We start from the raw sequence: 17,463 nt of genomic DNA, 5'->3' as shown, positions 1-17,463 counted from the left end.
ATACAGCATTTTTAATTAAAGAGTAAATTAATGTTATGTTTTTTCAAAACTTTTTCAAATAAATTTTATCAATGTAATGATTCTCTGTTTTGTGTAAGATGACTTCTGCACGATTGCGAGTGGGCTCAATGTAGTCACGCAAATTAGGCAAATTTGTATTGGCCCAAGTCTGACGCGCTAGCTGCATCACTTCATCGTAAGGCATTTTTGTAAATTGGTGATAATAATTATTTGGATCATTTTCGGCAAGTTTGAGTAGACTGTCAAAACGCTCCAAATACCATCTTTCAATCACAGCTTCATCCGCATCGACATAAATAGAAAAATCATAAAAATCACTAACATACAGATGCTCGCTCTGTGGATTTTGGAGAACATTTATCCCTTCGACAATTAAGATATCAGGTTGATCAATTGTTTGAGTTTGATCTTTGAGTATATCGTAATTTTCGTGCGAATAAATCGGAATCTCACAAGTTTCGCCGTTCTTTACGCGGTAAAGAAAGTTTAAGAGGTGCTCCATGTCATAACTTTCAGGGAATCCTTTACGGTCTAACATGTTTCGCTCTTCTAAAACGGCTGTAGGATAAAGAAAGCCATCGGTTGTCACAAGCTCTACGCTTAATTTTTTAAATTCACGGGACAAAAGAAGTTGAACAAGGCGTGCTGCAGTCGATTTTCCAACTGCAACAGAACCGGAGATTCCGATAATTAATGGCGGCGTTTTAACAATTTTTTGTAAAAATAAGCCTTTTGAAAAGCTTAAATCTTCAATATTTTTCTTATAGAGGCGGACCAGATAAATTAAAGGCAAGTATACATCGATAACGTCTTGGAGTGAAATTTCATCATTGAGTGAACGAATGGCATCGAGCTCCTTATTTGTCAAAGGCACGATTGAAGAAAGGTAGAGATTTTGCCAAGTTTCTCGCGAAATTTCATCATAATTGATGAATTTATTCATAAGGATATTTTAGCATATTTTGCTTGTAGGCTGTGTTTAGAGACTTGTTTTAACAGCAAGATTAACTTTATAAAATTATCAATAAAGCCCTAAACCTAAGCAGTATCTAAGGTAGGAAGCTCCGACTTGCTTGAAAAAACAAGATTATAATGTAAGGGTTTTCTAATCCTTCCTCTCTATCTGTAAAGGTTTTCCCAGAAAAAATGAAATATTTTGTGATAAAATAAACTGTAATGGTAAAAACAAATATGTATTATGAAGACAATCGAGATTTAGCACATGACGTGCAGGAACTATCGGTTGAACTTTTAGGGCTTCCCCTCCACTTTCTGACAGATGCAGGTGTATTTTCTAAAAACGCTATTGATTACGGTTCACGTGTTTTACTGGATAATTTTCAACCAGAAGGAGCGAAGACTTTGCTTGATGTCGGTTGTGGTTATGGTACCCTAGCTTTAACTTTAGCAAAAAAATATGGCTTGAAAGCCACACTTGTAGATGTAAATAGCCGTGCTCTTGATTTAGCTAAGAAAAATGCTGATAAAAATAATATAGAAGTTAATGATATTTTTTTATCAAACATATATGATCAGGTTGAAGGAAAGTTTGATGCTATTATTTCTAATCCCCCGATTCGTGCGGGGAAAGAAGTGGTACACACTATTTTATCCGACGCCTATGAGCATTTAAATGACGGTGGGCATTTAACGATCGTCATTCAGAAAAAACAGGGAGCGCCCAGTGCGCAAAAGAAAATGAAGGATGTCTTTGACAATTGTGAGATTGTCGCCAAAGATAAAGGATATTACATTTTAAAAAGTTATAAGGAGAAACTATGACCTACAGAATGGTAGACCTGATTCAAAAAAAACGTGATGGCGGCCACTTTGAGAAAGCAGAAATCGATTGGCTTATCTCTGGTTATGCAACGGGTGAGGTTCCGGATTACCAAATGGCAGCACTTGCTATGGCAATTTATTTTAAAGGCATGACGACAGAAGAAACAGCCAACTTAACCATGGCCATGGTTGCTTCAGGTAAAGAATTTGATTTATCGGCTATTCCTGGTGTGAAGGTAGACAAACACTCTACTGGCGGTGTAGGTGATAAAGTAACGATTATTTTAGCACCTTTAGTGGCAAGTTTTGATGTCCCTGTCGCTAAAATGTCCGGCCGTGGTTTAGGACATACTGGTGGAACATTAGATAAGTTAGAATCCATTCCCGGATTTGAAATTGAAAAAACAGAAGAAGACTTTATCACCCAAGTGAAGAATTCCGGAATTGCGGTGATTGGTCAGTCTGATGAGTTGGTTAAAGCAGACAAGCTTCTCTATGCCCTTCGGGATGTGACAGCCACAGTAGATATTATCCCATTGATTGCAAGCTCGATCATGTCTAAGAAAATTGCTTCTGGGTCAAATGCCATTTTGCTTGATGTGACTGTCGGCGACGGTGCTTTCATGAAGAATATCGAAGATGCGCGTCTCTTGGCTCGCACGATGGTAGACTTAGGAAAAGCTGTTGGCCGTGAAACGGTAGCAGTTTTGACCAATATGAACCAGCCTTTAGGCTATGCTATTGGTAATCGTAATGAAATTACGGAAGCCGTAAATACGCTAAATGGCAAAGGTACACCAGAATTCCGTCACTTTATTGCGGAACTGGCTCAAATTATGCTTGGATTAGCAGGTGTAGAAAAAACCATTCCAGAAATCATTGAAAATCTTGATAATGGTAAAGCTTATGGTAAATTCCTTGCTATGTGTGAAGCGCAACACGGAGATGCAACAGCATTTAACCATTTGACTGCAGAGTTAAATGTGGCACATACTGTTGAGATTTATGCTGAGCGTGATGGTTTTATCTCACAAGAAAAAGCAATGGGAGTCGGTATTGTTGCGATGAAGCTAGGATCTGGAAGAGCAACCAAGACAGATACAATCGATTTTGAAGCAGGTATTAATCTTGCGAAAAAAGTAGGCGATTCAGTCCAAAAAGGCGATCTTATTGCTACACTTTATAGCAATCGTGCAATTTCTTCCGATTTGATTGCGGAGTTTAAAGATAATATCGAAATTTCTGACCAGCAAATCCATGCACCTGAAATTTTGGAAGTTATTCGCTGATGAAAAATGAACTTCCCCCTATTCCTAACGGAATAAAAGCTCTCCAAAGTGTAACAGCTGCTGTACTTGGCGCAATTGGAATGAATCTTTGGGCACATAATACGCTGCTTAAAGTTACACTTTTTATCCTTATCTTTATCTCGGTTTATACGATTATTGGTATGCTTTACCTTAAAAATCGCAAGCCCAAATAAATTTTAATGTTCACAACTAAAGCGTACTTGAAAGTCCGCATAATAAATAATAACTAGGAGAAGACCTAAAAATGAAAATCAATCAATACATTGACCACACAATCCTCAAAGCAGATGCAACACAAGAAAAAGTCCAAGCTATCATTGATGAAGCAAAAAAATACGAGTTTGCAAGTGTTTGTATCAATCCAACATGGGTAGCATTTGCTGCTGAACAACTTAAAGATGAAGTTTCAAAAGTATGTACAGTTATCGGTTTCCCTCTCGGGGCAAACACTTCAGAAGTCAAAGCCTTTGAAGCTGTAGATGCAATCAAAAAAGGTGCAGACGAAGTGGATATGGTGATTAATATTGGTGCAGCTAAAGACGGTAAATGGGACTTAGTGGAAAGTGATATTGCAGCAGTTAATGCTGTTAAAGATGGCCGTATCCTTAAAGTTATTATCGAAACAAGTCTTTTGACAGATGAAGAAAAAGTCAAAGCTTGTCAAGCAGCACAACGTGCAGGCGCAGATTTTGTTAAAACATCAACAGGATTTTCAACAGCTGGTGCCAAAGTTGAAGATGTAAAATTAATGCGTGAAACGGTCGGACCTGATATGGGTGTCAAAGCTTCAGGCGGTATCCGCAATCTTGAGGATGCCAAAGCCATGATCGCAGCTGGTGCAAACCGCTTGGGCTGTTCTTCAGGTGTCGCAATCATGGAAGGTGAAACTGCTAATGCCAGCTACTAAAGAACTTATTGAAGCAGCACGTGAAGCGAGCAGTCATGCTTATGTCCCTTACTCCAACTTTCCTGTAGGTGCAGCGCTTGTAACTACCGATGGTAAAGTTTACCAAGGGTGTAATATTGAGAATGCGAGCTTTGGCTTGAGCAATTGCGCGGAGAGAACAGCTATTTTTAAGGCTGTATCCGAAGATCATTTGGAATTTTCAAGTCTGTATATTTATGGAGAAACTGCCGCTCCAATCAGTCCTTGTGGTGCATGTCGCCAAGTCGTTTCTGAATTTTGTGAAGCTGATATGCCAGTGTATCTTCTCTCAAAAACGGGAGAAGTCAAAGAGACATCAGTGGGTCAATTGTTGCCTTATTCCTTTAAAGAACTGGAATAAAATTCTAAAATTGACAGAAAAAAAGCTATTTCCGAACAAAGATGTGGATAAATCCCACATCTTTCTTTTTGGCTTGAATTAATATGCAAAATATCTTAAAATGAACTTATACATAAAAACTCTTACTTGCGAGAGTTTTAAAAATTTTTAAATTTGGAGGAAAACGTTTCCATGAATAAACGTATTTTCGCAGTTGGTGCTCTTGCACTTGCATCAGTAGCAGTTCTGGCAGGTTGCCGTGGACGTGACGCAGCTTCAGGTGGTGAAGCCAAAACAGATCTCAATGTAGCGATGATTACCGATACTGGTGGTGTTGATGACCGTTCATTCAACCAATCAGCTTGGGAAGGTTTGCAAGCATGGGGTAAAGAGAACAACCTTTCAAGAGGTAAAGGTATCAACTATTTCCAATCTAACTCAGCTTCTGACTACACAGCTAACTTCAACTCAGCTGTATCTGGTGGATATGACTTAGTCTTTGGTATTGGATTCGGCCTCCAAGAAGCAACTTCACAAGCTGCTAAAAACAATCCAGATACTAAATTTGCAATTATTGACTCTGTGATTGAAAATCAAGAAAACGTTGTTTCAGCAACATTTGCTGACCAAGAATCAGCTTATCTTGCCGGTGTTGCAGCAGCAAAAACAACAAAAACTGACCATGTTGGCTTCATCGGAGGGATTGCGTCAGATATCATCACAGCCTTCCAAGTTGGCTTCCAAGAAGGTGTTAAATCTGTCAATCCAAACATCAAAGTAGATGTTCAATATGCAGGTTCATTTAGCGATGCAGGTAAAGGTAAAACTATCGCTTCAGCAATGTACTCTGGTGGCGCAGATATTATCTATCAAGCAGCCGGTGGTGTAGGTACAGGTGTATTTACAGAAGCACGTGTTCTTAACGAAACAAAGAACGAAGCAGATAAAGTTTGGGTTATCGGTGTTGACCGTGACCAAGAAGACGAAGGTAAATTTAAATCTAAAGATGGTAAAGAATCTAACTTCGTATTAGCTTCTACACTTAAAGAAGTAGGTAATGTTGTCAAAGACGTTTCAAACAAAACTAAAGACGACAAATTCCCTGGTGGTGAAATTCTTAAGTACGACTTGAAAAACTCAGGTGTAGCTCTCGCTCGTAACAATACTTCAGATGAAGCATGGAAAGCTGTTGAAACTGCTAAAGAAAAAATCATCAATGGTGAAATCACAGTCCCTGCAAAATAATTATACCAATTATGTAAATCAGCTATTATAGCTGGTTTTTTATTTGAAATTGGTATATAATAATAAAAAAACAAGGCAGAGGGAGACACCATGCAAAGAAGCAATGTTCCAAATTATATAAGAATTCATGACGCGATAAAAGAAGAAGTTGAAAAAACAGTTTGGAAGATTGGTGAGCGGCTGCCGAGTGAACGAGATTTGGCTGAGCGCTTTGGTGTAAGTCGAATGACTGCGCGACAAGCAGTAACGTCACTTGTAGAGGAAGGAATCCTAGAGCGCCGTGTGGGGAGTGGGACGTATGTTGCCAGCCGCCGAGTGCGCGAAAAGATGCGGGGCACAACATCCTTCACAGAAATTATTACTGCTCAGGGAAAAACACCGTCAACTGAAGTTTTAAGTTACCTCAAAACTTTGCCTAACGAAGTCGAGTGCGAGAAGCTGGAAATTTCGAAAGAACAAATGATTATCCGGATGGAACGTGTGCGTTATGCAGATCAAGTACCGATCTGTTATGAAGTTGCAAGCATTCCGTATGATTTGGTAAAATCTTTCGAGAAGAAAAATATTACCTCTAACTTTTTTAATACACTGACACAAGCAGGTTATGAAATTGATCGCAGTCAACAGATTATTTCTGCCAAAAAAGTCAGCACCGAAGTTGCTGAATACCTTAAGATTAAGTCGGGCGATGCTATTTTAGGATTGACGCAAATTTCTTATTTGTCCGATGGTCGCGCATTTGAGTATGTCCTCTCTCAGTATGTTGGGGAGCGTTTTGAGTTTTATTTGGAACGCTAAAAGAAAAAAAGACTCTCTTTAGAGAAGTCTTTTTTCTTTTCATAAAGTAACAGTAAATGTCGTTCCTTTACCAGGCACGCTGATTACCTCAATATGTCCTTGAAGTTCTCTGACGTTTTTATCCACGATAGACAATCCTAGACCAGTTCCTGTGACTTGGGCACGGCTTTCATCTACGCGGTAGAAGCGTTCAAAGATACGTGATTTTTCAATTTCTGTTAAACCAGGACCGTTATCTGTGACGGTGAAAACAACTTTTTTCTTGTTTTGATGGAGACCAACGTAGATTTTTCCATGGTCATCTGTATATTTGATGGCGTTTTCAATCAAATTTTCAAAAATACTATGCACCATCTGACGGTTGGTAACTTGAGAGATAGGAGCAATGTCTGTCTGAAGTGACAGGTGCTTTTCATCAAGCAAGGGTTGTGAAGTGTTTAAGATCTCTTCGACAAGGGCGGAGAGATTGATTTTTTTCTTGTCAATATGAATGTTTTGCTTGGTTAGGAGTAACGTGTCTTGAACCAAAGCAATCAAGCGTGAACTTTCTTTGCTGATAATATGAGAAAACTCGTGACGGTCTGCTTCCGAAAGTGTGTCGTCTTTTAGTAACTCAGCGAATCCTTTAATTGAAGTTAGAGGTGTCTTCAGTTCGTGACTAACATTAGCAATCAGTTCGTTGTGGGCATTTAGTGTTCGTTTAAACGCAGTTATATCAAGTAAAGTGACTAAAAAACGATTGTCCAAGTCTGGCAGAGGAGAAATACGTACCTGATAATAAGCGTTGATGTTTTCAAAGTAAAAGTTCTTTTCTTGTGTTGTCGGATTGAGCATCTTATCCACTAAGAAACTTAAAAAGTCAGCATAAGGACTGAAAATATCAAGGTTATGTGTATCCGCAAATTCATTTTTGAAAGCAGCATTTGTTTTACGAATTTTTCCTTTAGCATTGTAAATGAAAATAGGAAATTGAAACAGTTCAATGAATTCGTAAATGTTCTCTTTCTTTTCACTGTGCGATAAAATCTGATTTTGGATGTATTCGCCTAGAGAGTTTAGCGCCAGAGTTACTTTATCATCGTTTTCGCTCATCAAGTAACTCTGCGTGAGCGGGCTACGTTCGATATTTTTAATTTTAGCAACAATATCTTGAGTGAAAAGATAATTACGTCTGGCATGAACAAAGACGTAAGAAGCACAAGCAAGATAAACAATTAAAGCAAAACCACCGACCATTAAGTTGGTAAACCAAGGCGAAGTTCGACTGTCTTCAGCATGAAGATAACCTGTTATCACACCGTCAACACGGATAGGGCTTGTAATTTCAATAGTATGACGGCTGACAGACTGTGCATAGTCTGCACCCTCTTCAATTTTTGCGGTCTCCTGGTTGTGTGTACCTGCTGGAAGATACTGAAACTTGTTAGGAAGCGCAGAATTTGGATTTTCTGCGAGGAGTGTTTTTGTAGTGTCGATAGTGTGCAAGACACGATTGGTGTCGGTTTTTAGAATCTGTATGTTGAGAAAAACAAGCAGAATCACAGTCGCAACAAGATAAATGATTGTCGAGATGACAATATTTTTTAGCTTAATCTTTTTCATCAGAGAAGTAGTACCCAAATCCTCGTTTTGTTTTTATAAATTGATTGTCTAACTTTTTACGAATTTTGCTGATTAAAACGTCAATGGTTCGCGTTTCGGCAGCGGAAGAAATGCCCCAAAAGTGCTGCAACAATTCTTCACGCGAAATCACATCGCCTGAGCGTTCAATTAAAAGCTCTAAAATTTCAAATTCACGTTTAGTTAGCTCTAAAGGTTGTCCATCAAAGATACAAACTTTTTTAGTGAAATCAAGCTCCAATCGGTCAAATTTAATACCAGATTTTTCCGCGGATTTTTCGTTTTCAATCGTTTTATTATAGTGCTGGTGGCGTCGAATGAGTGCATTTACTCGGACAATAATCTCCTTCATAGGAGTTGCTTTATCCAAGTATTCATCAGAACCTGAATTAAGACCAGTCAGTTTCATCTCTTCGTCATCACGCGCTGTAAGTATCAAAATTGGCGTGAAGTTTTGCTTTTTTCGCAAAATTTCTGTCACTTCAATACCAGAGAGTTCGGGCATCATTAAATCCAGCAAAATTAAATCGTAATGATTTCTCTTAGCTTTATCCAGAGCTTGTTTGCCATCACTGACTGTGGTCACTTCAAAATCACTCTGCCTAAAATTATAAGAAAGTAAGGTTAAAATCGAACGATCATCATCCGCAATTAAAATCTTTTTCATTCCTCCATTATAACATATTGATAACAAGACAAAGAGAGTTTTCGACTGAGGGAAGCAAAACTATTTTTGAGAGAGGATGAAGTTGCGTGACTTGCATAAATTTATGTTGAGATTTTCTGATCTATTAGGGACATTGAGGTTCATGACAAGTTTCTATCTCAAAACAAAGCTACAAATCTGGGAAGATGTCCTTATGATTACGGCGATAATTATGATAAAATTATAAAAGATAACGGACAATTAAGTTATAAATAAGGATGAAAACAGCGATTAAAAATCAGGTGTTTTCTTAGAATATTAGGAAATTATGGAAATCGAAAAAACAAATCGTATGAACACGCTATTTGAGTTCTACGCGACTCTTTTGACGGACAAGCAGATGAATTATATTGAACTTTATTATGCAGATAATTATAGCTTAGCTGAGATTGCTGAGGAATTCAATGTCAGTCGTCAAGCTGTATATGATAATATTAAGCGAACAGAAAAAGTATTGGAAGGTTATGAGGAGAAGTTGCATCTTTTTTCTAATTATGTGGTGCGCAATCAGTTGATTGATGAGCTTTTAGCAGAGTACGCATCGGATCAACACCTAACAACAATATTGCGTGAAATTCAAAAAATCGATGAAGATGAGTTTTAAAAGACAAAGAATGGAGTGTAAAAAATGGATACACGTATAATTGTTCCTTTAATTTTGCTAGTTTGTCTCTACTTAGGGGCTTGTTTTTACAATATTTTTAAAAGTGCACATGTTAAGTACCTGCCAAGATGGGCTTGGGCACTTGTCTGTATCATTTCGATTCCTTTAGGCGGAATTCTTTATTTTATTGTAGGAAGGGACACATATGAATAAAATCATTGAAATAGAAGATTTAACGGTTTCTTTCGGTAATTTTGACGCTTTAAAAAACGTGACATGCTCAATTAGTGCAGAACCAGGAATTATTGGGTTAATTGGTCCTAATGGTGCCGGAAAAACAACTTTAATTCATGCGATTTTAGGTCAACATAAAGCTAGTCAGGGAGAAATTAAGCTTGCGAATCAAGCTTTGGCTTATTGTCCGGACACACCTGAATTTCCTGCCTACCTTACCGCAACAGAGGTGTTGCAACAAAGTTGCGCCTTGAACGAAAAAGCAGAAGACCTTCAACAAATTGAGTCGACACTCGAAAAAGTCGGTTTATCAGAGTATCCCAATAAGAAAGTGGGTGGCTATTCGCGGGGGATGAAGCAACGTCTGGGAATAGCTGTGGCACTCTTACTTGATCCCGTTTTGATATTTCTAGACGAACCAACAAGTGCTCTAGATCCTATTGGACGAATTGAGATTTTGCAACTGATTACTAAAGTATCACAGGAAAAAACAGTGGTTGTTTCCAGTCACCTTCTTGCAGATATTGAAAATATTGCTGATCGTCTCCTTGTTTTAAATCATGGGGAACTTATTTTTCAAGGCACACTTTATCAGTTCATTGAAAATAGTCAGATGGACGAGTTTGCAGAACTAGAGATTAAAAGTGAGCAAGTCAAACAAGAAGTCATGGATATTCTTCAGGTAAATGATATTGAATTCTATCCTGAAATTACGGGAAAATTGATGATTAAAAGTGAGTACACAGAGAAACTGCTACAAATTTTCCCGGATATTGGGCAAAAAATAAGTACTTATCGTGCTACGAGCAACAGTCTTGAGATGGCTTTTGAGCGTGCGATTACAGGAGGAGAAAAGTGAGAAGATTAATTCTTTTGGAAACGAAAATGTGGTGGCGCAATAGCCGGCTCCTCATTCTTTTCTTTTTATTTGCTTTTTTTGGTATTACCTCACCTGTCTTGATTTATTATATGAAGGAATTTCTGGCGACTTTTGGTGGGACAGAAGGGACGATTATTCTCATGCCCGATCCCAACTGGAAAGCTTTGATGGAGTCGTATTTTAGTAATATTTCTCAGATCGGCCTTTTTGTTTTGGTTTACTTTACTGCTGATACTTTTAAGCTGAAAAAGGAGAGCTCTCTCGGACTCTACTACTCAACAGTAGCTCGTAATTCGTTTATTCTATGGACGCCTAAGCTTATCCTCGCCTTTTTAGTAACCCTAGTGAGCAATTTGGTAGGTGTGGTAAGTGCCACATATGTAACTTGGGTTTTCTTTCCTGAAATTGAGTTGGGCAGAGTGCTCTCAGCGAGTTTGCTCCAAAGTCTAGCTCTACTTACCTTGGTCATATTTGGCAGTGCTGTTGCTGTCTGGACACGGAAGGCATTTCTAGCAGTTGTTTCCGCAATAGTACTGATGGTAGTGAGTTCGATTATTCAGACACTGAGTGATATTTCCGACTGGTTGCCTCTAAGTTTGCTTTCTCCAATTAATGTGTTAAATGCGCCAGGGCAAGTTAATTTTGGTACTGTCAGCATTTGCGTTGGCATTATAGTACTCTCAATTATTGCTATCTTGGTTCGACCATTGCGCGTGAAATATTAAATGACTTGTGCTATAATTAATGTCTGGAAGTTATTCCACCGTAACGGGGGCGTTACGGATTCGACAGGCATTGTCGCGCATGAACTGCAACTGGTGGTGATGTCACCTAAATCCATCGCAGATAAATATAACTGCTAAAAATAACACTTCTTACGCACTCGCTGCCTAAACACCAGCTTGCGTAGCTGATGATCGTTCGCCGATGGCGGCCTGAAGCTCTAAACCTCAGTCGGATACGTTTTTATGGTGGCTTTACATAAAAAAAGAGATTTTAAAGCACCGCAAATTTCTGCTGTTTGAGACTGGCTTTGGAAATTTGTTAAACTAGAGAAAGTCCTATGGTTGTAGACGTTGATGTAGCAAGGTGTCTGGACAGGGGTTCAACTCCCCTCGCCTCCATTGACCAGTTTATATAGATTCTTATAGACTAGAAAACCGCTCTATTGAGCGGTTTTTTTTCATACAAAAAAGCGCCTAATCAAATAGGCGCTGTTAGTTATGCTATCGCTTCTAAATTATACACGGCTTCTTCAATGGTGTTGCCGAGACTACTTAATGAAGTAGTCGCATCTACCATAGAAGCTTTAAATAAATTCGTTGAAGTATCTAGAGATACTGTGTATTTGAAGTTTTTAGTGTTATTAGTGAATGTCATATGCATTCCCCTTTCTTGTTTCTCATCGAAAGGACACTATAACGAATATAACGAAATTCTATCCTTATTGTAGCACAATAAACTTAAAACACAAACTTAATTTACTTAAATGTTTGTTAAAATTCCACTGCTATCCTTTGATATTAAATAATATAGACAGGCAGCGATGGACCATGCCCAAACGATATGTCCAAAAAACTCTGAGAAATGTTCTGCGAAAGGCTGTTTCCAAGGTGCAGGGATGGTTTTGATCACAGGCAATAAAACGATATGCCAAACGAACCAGATGATGATTCCATAAGCAGCACCTTGCCAAAGGGCAATCCATGGCCAATATTGTGCAATGAAAATAAATAATGTAGCAAAGACTATGGAAAAACTAAAATGCAAAATTAAAGAAAACCAATACACTTTTTGATCACGCGAATACAAAACATAAGCATGAGTAAGTGAAGAAGGTATTCCAAATTGCTCCAGCATACGTTGGGGTGGATTAGTGGCATTCCTTTCAGAGGTTCTAGGTGGAAGGATTGCTTCCCAACCAATCTTAACCATTCCAGAAATCATACCTGAAATAAAGCCATACCAGATACTTTGAAAAATTATTTCCTGAAGAGAAGCGCTAGGGATAGTAAATGAAAACATAGAATGACTCCTTTTAATATAATTTATATTTTAACAAAAAATCTTTGCAAGATTGTGTACTAAAGCTTCATAAATAAAACCCCTACACAGTAGGAGTTTATCTATTTATGAAGTTGTGAGTTGTATAAGGAGTAAGCAGAGTTTTTGACTGTTAGATTTTTATTTACTTATTAATCCTTTTTTAAATCTTGAGTGCTAAATTTTGAATGATATCCATAAGCTGCTAAGATAACAAATACAGGCAAGGCTTGAATAAGATAGCGACTTCTCCCACCTTCAAAGAGAAGCAAGAAGAGTATAAGTCCAATCATAGATAAAAGTAACCACATAACTTTAAAATCATAGCTTGATTTTAGAGTTGAAAGTAAAATCCCAAAAATCATAACGATATAGATAATTTGTGCAAAGAACCTGTAGAAAAAAGTATTTTTTCCATTGGCATAACCTTTACCATTGCTATCAGTATAAATAAAGCTTCTTAAAAACTTTCCGAAATTTGAATGAATAAAAGGTGAGAGTTTTTTGCTTGGATTGAGATTCTGTGTGACAAGGAAACCAGTTTTACCTCCACCGTCTGCGCCCCAAGCATAGGCACCATCACGGACAGTTTTACAATACTTTCCATATAGGAATTTGACATATCCTAGAGTTCCTAATTGTTTTAGTCTTTGCTTGAAGACGTCAATATTCACCTCTTTCTTTTCCTTAGCAGTTTTGGCTGATCTGGTAAGTCTCACGTCAGGTACATTATACATACCATTTTTAGAGATACCTAACATCAAAAAATGAGTCATAGGAAACGCTTTATTTTTATCAAATTGAACATAGTTTTGATTGTTTTTATAAAGTGTAAAAGGCATTGCAAACACTAAAGCACCAATAATAAAGACTGAGAAGGAGATAAAGAAAGGTTTGAGTTTTCTTAGCTTAAGTATAGAAATTAAAAAGTATGCTATCACAAAAATAATTGCAGAGGGCTTTAGATAGTAAGCTATGGAGCTGAAAAAACCAGCAGAGAGTAAAGATATAAGTCTGTAGTGAGCCGAAATATTGTCTTGGTTCCATCGAGTCAAAAAGAACATCCCTAAGCTCACAAAAGGCAACACAAAGGTGTCACTGTATGTGTTTAAAAACCAAGGACTAAAACCGAGTGTTGCTATAAAAATTAAGATACTGTATCGAGCGGTTTGTTTATCGAAAAGATGCTTTGCTGTAAAATATGACATTGCTATAGAAAAATCTATTGCTATGATATTTAAAAGTTGTAAAAGAGTTAGACTATGAACGACTCTCATGAATAAGAAAAGTAAAAAATTATTAGGATAGTTCTGGAGATAGGTCCATTTTTGATAATTTATATCGCCCATAGCAGCATGATATACTCCATAAACATCATATCCTGAGAGGCCTGAAGCAAATAAAAGGGTAACTATTTGAAAGAGAACCATAATCCCAAATACTGCGACAATATTATTACCTAAAAATCTTATAACAGAGGATAACCCATGTTTTAAATTATCGCGATTCAGATAAGATACGATCAATGCTATTAAGCTAAGTATGAAGATATAAGCTCCATTTTTTGAGTAAATTTGCTCTAAAGAAAAATTTTCTGAACGAATAGCACTGAAAAGCCAAAAAGAACTCAAGAGAAAAGCTGCTACAAATAGTGCCTCATATAGAAAAAATTTTTTAGTGATTATTTTTTTTGAATTCTTTATCAAGAATGATTACTCCCATAAGTATAGTGGTCCCATATTTAAACTGAACAGAAAATTCCCTTGGAGATAAAATGAGTTACATTTTCTGTCTATTTAATCTTGGGCTTTTATACCTGTATTATAGATAAAAAATACCGATTATGCAATTTTTTATACGACTAAAGTTGCATATTTTTGATAATTTTTTTAAAAATATTTTCTAAAATAAAGACACAAAAAAGAGACATTTATATAGAAGAAATAATTATAGAATCATAAATAAAATCAAGAGTTTGTGTGGGCGAATTCGCCCAGAGTTAAGGGGGCTCAAATTTGATTATTACAATAATGTAAGTCTATTTTAGACAAATTTGGAGTAAAATAATGCTAGCAACTTAATGTTGTGAGTTGAATGGAAAAATAAAATGAAAAAAATATTGTTTGGTTTTTTAGGTGTACTCTTAATTTTAGACATTGGCTTTTTTTGGGAAAATATTAGCTATACACAAACGATTTACTTTGCACATGTTCAAGGGAAGGTAAATACGAAAACACTTAAAAATTCGGCTGGTACCTTAGGTCACTATAATTATACGGTAAAGGGAGTGAGCTCTAGAGGAGCTCTTAGGGAGATTCATCTTGAAACGGATCAACAACTCCACGCTGGGGCTTATCTAGAAATTCACGCGGACAACAAAAAGGACGCAACCAGCTGGAAAATCAGGAAAGAGTATGAAATCCCTAGATCGGCATTAGATAAACTTGATGAATAGTGGGTTTTTCAAATTTAATAAAAAATGAACATTACTTTCTTAAGAAAATGTAAGTTGTAACTGCAAAAATAAAGGTAAAATAATTTTATAGAAGAAAAATAAATGAGGTATGAAATATGAAAAAAGTATTAGTAGGAATCATGGCACTTGTATTAATTGTTGTCGGCGGAGGTTATGCTTGGTATCACACAGCATATGGTGGCGACAGTTACTACGTTCATATTCAAGAAGATGGTGTTGCTAAAAAAGAAAAAGACGATTCAGGGCAAGAATTTACGAGGTACTATTATACGTTGACCGGTTATAATGAAAAGGGTGAAGCCAAAGAAATGGAATTCACTGGAAGTCATAATCTCAGACATGATGCTTATTTAAGGCTAGTATATAACGATAAGAAAGGCGTAACCAGCTGGGAGGAAGTTCAGAAGCAAGATATTCCTCAAAAAGTACAGAATAAAATTTAGAAAAATTTACTTATAAAAAATCTACGGTCTAAGAACGTAGATTTTTTATTTATTATTTATAATGTAGGAATAATTGGTTACTCGGCTTTGGGGTATGTATTTGTTGCTACATCATAAGTTACAAGATAAATAGTGCCATCAGGTAAAACCTTGTATAAACCAACGGTTCCGCTCCCACCATTTGCTCGCATTTCTTTTGAAAAAACTTGAATTACAAAAGAATCTTGCGTATTCACAGTATCAAAATAATAATCATCTGGATTAGAAAGATAGCTCTTAAAATAATTAAGTACAGTATCCTTAGTAAAATTATTGCTGTCAAGTTGGGCAGCTAAAGTAAAATCAGCAGTAGTACCAGCATTATCTGTAATCTGAATTGTTTCAATCTTATCTGCTGTTGCATTAAAGTTGATCTCTATCTGGCCTTGATTAAAAAGATAAATTTGGTTAAAGGGTTGATTTTCGGTCTTAGATTTAAAAGTACTTTCGTTGATAATGACAGAGCCAATATCTTTTCCGGTATGAGAATAATATTCAATGTGGTCTTTGGTGATGATTAGAAAGTCATTGTTGCTGTTTTTATAGAGCCCATGAAAGTTTGAATAGTCTCCTTTAGCAAACTGTTCTAAAGCTTCAGGATAATTATTTTGCTGCTCACTTGATGCGACAGTATTCTGAGAAGAACTAGGAGTGGATGTAGAGGAGGAACTGTGAGCACTTGACTGTTTATCTTGAGCAAAATTGGCAGTATCCTCTTTTTTATCCGCTCCACAACCAACAAGTAAAAGTAGTGGAATAAGCACTAATATAATTTTTTTCATAAATTAATCTCCTGGTTACAGTATATCATAGATGGAAAGAGTACGCTTTCTTTTACTGTAAAAGAGTAATTTTATAGAATAAAAGGAAAAAAGATGTGAGAAACCTAAAAATAATGCTCTAAACTTTCTTGATTAAATTAAAACAACATTTCATTTTGTTTTTACAATAGTCGATGATACAATAGAAAGGTTACTTTTTTCAGAAGGAGAAGGATATGGAAAACAAGAGATATAAAGAACTGAAAATCGCTGAGAAGGGCGCGTGGGTTAGTATTTCAGCATATATTATTTTAGCTTTTACAAAGATATTTATGGGGATATTTGCAAATTCGGAAGCGTTGCGTGCGGATGGTTTGAATAATTTTACAGATGTGATTGCTTCAGTTTCCGTACTCATAGGCTTGAAACTTGCCCGCAAACCAAAGGATAATGATCATCGTTATGGACATTGGAAATTTGAGAATATTGCGAGTATGATTACTTCCTTTATCATGCTAATGGTTGGGCTTGAAGTTTTATATTCTTCTTTTGAAAAGATTGTCAATAATTCTTTTACACCACCAAATCCTTTATCTGCATTAGTCGGTATTGGTTCTGCTTTGATCATGGTGGCTGTGTACATTTATAATAGTAGATTAGCAAAAAAAGTTAATTCGCAAGCTTTGATGGCAGCAGCAAAGGATAACTTAAGTGATGCTTATACATCAATTGGTGCGGCTGTAGCAATTGCGGCTTCTTATCTTCACTTTTATATTTTAGATACAGTAGCGGCTTTTATTATTGGTATTATCATTATCAAAACGGCCGCTGAAATTTTCAGAGAGAGTAGTTTTACTTTATCTGATGGTTTTCCTGAGGAAGATTTGGAAAAATATAAGAAGGATATTTTAAAAATTCCTGGTGTGAAAGGAGTACCTTTTCTTAGAGGAAGAACTTATGGTGCCAATATTTTTCTAGATATCGTTATCTATGTGGATGCTCAACTTTCAGTTGCGGAAAGCCACATGATTACTGAGGAAATTGAAAAACAACTGTCCGAAAAGTTTGAAGTTTTTGATATTGACGTACACGTAGAACCTTTTCCTGAATAAAAAAGTACCGGTAATTTACCGGTACTTTTTTGCTTACATGATAGGTAAGAATGAAGTTAACATCATCATTCCAAAAGAAATAATGATGAAAAGAGCAATCGCTACTTTAATAATTGAGGTAAAT

21 protein-coding genes and 1 other RNA gene are annotated in these 17,463 nt (G+C 36.6%); 15 read left to right on the top strand and 7 right to left on the bottom strand.

What is annotated here, in order from left to right:
- Positions 1-43 precede the first annotated feature (43 nt).
- Positions 44-964 (bottom strand): type I pantothenate kinase, encoded by a 921-nt coding sequence (gene coaA / locus lgb_RS06015; RefSeq protein WP_019292344.1) that lies wholly within the window; start codon positions 962-964, stop codon positions 44-46.
- Between the two features lie 233 nt (positions 965-1,197).
- Here coaA and lgb_RS06010 point away from each other — a divergent pair, with 233 nt between their 5' ends.
- The 7 genes from lgb_RS06010 to lgb_RS05980 all read left to right on the top strand — a co-directional run bounded on the left by lgb_RS06010 (position 1,198) and on the right by lgb_RS05980 (position 6,421).
- The gene (locus tag lgb_RS06010) at positions 1,198-1,803 is read left to right on the top strand and encodes a class I SAM-dependent methyltransferase (RefSeq protein ID WP_019293376.1); all 606 of its coding nucleotides are present in this window, start codon (positions 1,198-1,200) and stop codon (positions 1,801-1,803) included.
- Positions 1,800-3,092 (top strand): pyrimidine-nucleoside phosphorylase, encoded by a 1,293-nt coding sequence (locus lgb_RS06005; RefSeq protein WP_019293375.1) that lies wholly within the window; start codon positions 1,800-1,802, stop codon positions 3,090-3,092. The genes lgb_RS06010 and lgb_RS06005 overlap by 4 nt, the downstream gene beginning before the upstream one ends.
- On the top strand, positions 3,092-3,286 hold the full coding sequence (locus lgb_RS06000; protein WP_019293374.1) for a hypothetical protein: 195 nt from the start codon (positions 3,092-3,094) through the stop codon (positions 3,284-3,286). Before lgb_RS06005 ends, lgb_RS06000 begins: the two co-directional genes overlap by 1 nt.
- A 71-nt stretch (positions 3,287-3,357) precedes the next feature.
- Positions 3,358-4,020 carry a deoxyribose-phosphate aldolase gene (gene deoC / locus lgb_RS05995; RefSeq protein WP_019293373.1) on the top strand — a complete coding sequence of 221 codons (663 nt, stop codon included), beginning with the start codon at positions 3,358-3,360 and terminating at the stop codon, positions 4,018-4,020.
- Entirely contained in the window at positions 4,007-4,399 is a 393-nt protein-coding gene (locus tag lgb_RS05990) for a cytidine deaminase (protein WP_019293372.1), read from the top strand. Before deoC ends, lgb_RS05990 begins: the two co-directional genes overlap by 14 nt.
- Before the next feature lie 171 nt (positions 4,400-4,570).
- Positions 4,571-5,623 carry a BMP family lipoprotein gene (locus lgb_RS05985; RefSeq protein ID WP_019293371.1) on the top strand — a complete coding sequence of 351 codons (1,053 nt, stop codon included), beginning with the start codon at positions 4,571-4,573 and terminating at the stop codon, positions 5,621-5,623.
- A 90-nt stretch (positions 5,624-5,713) separates the two neighbouring features.
- Positions 5,714-6,421 carry a GntR family transcriptional regulator gene (locus lgb_RS05980; RefSeq protein WP_064305318.1) on the top strand — a complete coding sequence of 236 codons (708 nt, stop codon included), beginning with the start codon at positions 5,714-5,716 and terminating at the stop codon, positions 6,419-6,421.
- A 39-nt stretch (positions 6,422-6,460) separates the two neighbouring features.
- On the opposite strand, the gene lgb_RS05975 is transcribed toward lgb_RS05980, so the two are convergent.
- Complete coding sequence (locus tag lgb_RS05975; protein ID WP_019294086.1) at positions 6,461-8,041, bottom strand: sensor histidine kinase; 1,581 nt, start codon at positions 8,039-8,041, stop codon at positions 6,461-6,463.
- Complete coding sequence (locus lgb_RS05970; RefSeq protein ID WP_004256833.1) at positions 8,010-8,708, bottom strand: response regulator transcription factor; 699 nt, start codon at positions 8,706-8,708, stop codon at positions 8,010-8,012. Before lgb_RS05970 ends, lgb_RS05975 begins: the two co-directional genes overlap by 32 nt.
- A 307-nt stretch (positions 8,709-9,015) precedes the next feature.
- Between lgb_RS05970 and lgb_RS05965 the strand changes: the two genes are divergently transcribed.
- The 5 genes from lgb_RS05965 (at position 9,016) to ssrA (ending at position 11,592) form a co-directional block, all read left to right on the top strand.
- Entirely contained in the window at positions 9,016-9,351 is a 336-nt protein-coding gene (locus tag lgb_RS05965; protein ID WP_019294085.1) for a putative DNA-binding protein, read from the top strand.
- Between the two features lie 24 nt (positions 9,352-9,375).
- Positions 9,376-9,564, top strand: coding sequence for a PLDc N-terminal domain-containing protein (locus lgb_RS10320; protein WP_019294084.1), 189 nt, complete (start codon positions 9,376-9,378; stop codon positions 9,562-9,564).
- Complete coding sequence (locus lgb_RS05955) at positions 9,557-10,444, top strand: ABC transporter ATP-binding protein (protein ID WP_019294083.1); 888 nt, start codon at positions 9,557-9,559, stop codon at positions 10,442-10,444. Before lgb_RS10320 ends, lgb_RS05955 begins: the two co-directional genes overlap by 8 nt.
- On the top strand, positions 10,441-11,190 hold the full coding sequence (locus lgb_RS05950; RefSeq protein ID WP_019294082.1) for a hypothetical protein: 750 nt from the start codon (positions 10,441-10,443) through the stop codon (positions 11,188-11,190). Before lgb_RS05955 ends, lgb_RS05950 begins: the two co-directional genes overlap by 4 nt.
- A 45-nt stretch (positions 11,191-11,235) precedes the next feature.
- Positions 11,236-11,592, top strand: a transfer-messenger RNA (tmRNA) gene (gene ssrA / locus lgb_RS05945).
- Positions 11,593-11,686: 94 nt separating this feature from the next.
- Here ssrA and lgb_RS05940 read toward each other — a convergent pair.
- From lgb_RS05940 to lgb_RS05930, 3 genes are all read right to left on the bottom strand, one after another.
- The gene (locus lgb_RS05940; protein WP_165716880.1) at positions 11,687-11,845 is read right to left on the bottom strand and encodes a hypothetical protein; all 159 of its coding nucleotides are present in this window, start codon (positions 11,843-11,845) and stop codon (positions 11,687-11,689) included.
- Between the two features lie 105 nt (positions 11,846-11,950).
- A complete protein-coding gene (locus lgb_RS05935; RefSeq protein WP_019294081.1) occupies positions 11,951-12,490 on the bottom strand; it encodes a YagU family protein in 540 nt (179 codons plus the stop codon).
- Between the two features lie 170 nt (positions 12,491-12,660).
- Positions 12,661-14,214 carry a glycosyltransferase family 39 protein gene (locus lgb_RS05930; protein ID WP_064305317.1) on the bottom strand — a complete coding sequence of 518 codons (1,554 nt, stop codon included), beginning with the start codon at positions 14,212-14,214 and terminating at the stop codon, positions 12,661-12,663.
- Between the two features lie 401 nt (positions 14,215-14,615).
- Between lgb_RS05930 and lgb_RS05925 the strand changes: the two genes are divergently transcribed.
- Together lgb_RS05925 and lgb_RS05920 are read left to right on the top strand one after the other, a co-directional pair.
- Positions 14,616-14,963 (top strand): YxeA family protein, encoded by a 348-nt coding sequence (locus lgb_RS05925; protein WP_019294079.1) that lies wholly within the window; start codon positions 14,616-14,618, stop codon positions 14,961-14,963.
- A gap of 116 nt (positions 14,964-15,079) precedes the next feature.
- Positions 15,080-15,427, top strand: coding sequence for a YxeA family protein (locus lgb_RS05920; protein WP_019294078.1), 348 nt, complete (start codon positions 15,080-15,082; stop codon positions 15,425-15,427).
- 77 nt (positions 15,428-15,504) lie between these two features.
- Here the strand turns inward: lgb_RS05920 and lgb_RS05915 are convergent, their stop codons facing one another.
- Positions 15,505-16,248: a hypothetical protein gene (locus lgb_RS05915; protein ID WP_019294077.1), complete on the bottom strand. Its 744-nt coding sequence runs from the start codon at positions 16,246-16,248 to the stop codon at positions 15,505-15,507.
- A 215-nt stretch (positions 16,249-16,463) separates the two neighbouring features.
- Here lgb_RS05915 and lgb_RS05910 point away from each other — a divergent pair, with 215 nt between their 5' ends.
- Positions 16,464-17,339 (top strand): cation diffusion facilitator family transporter, encoded by an 876-nt coding sequence (locus lgb_RS05910; protein WP_019294076.1) that lies wholly within the window; start codon positions 16,464-16,466, stop codon positions 17,337-17,339.
- Positions 17,340-17,463: the final 124 nt, after the last annotated feature.

The sequence above is a fragment of the Lactococcus petauri genome (assembly GCF_023499275.1).
GTDB lineage: Bacteria > Bacillota > Bacilli > Lactobacillales > Streptococcaceae > Lactococcus > Lactococcus petauri.
The sequence above is the reverse complement of the archived record's forward strand: the minus strand, read 5'-3'. Positions and strand labels throughout refer to the sequence as shown.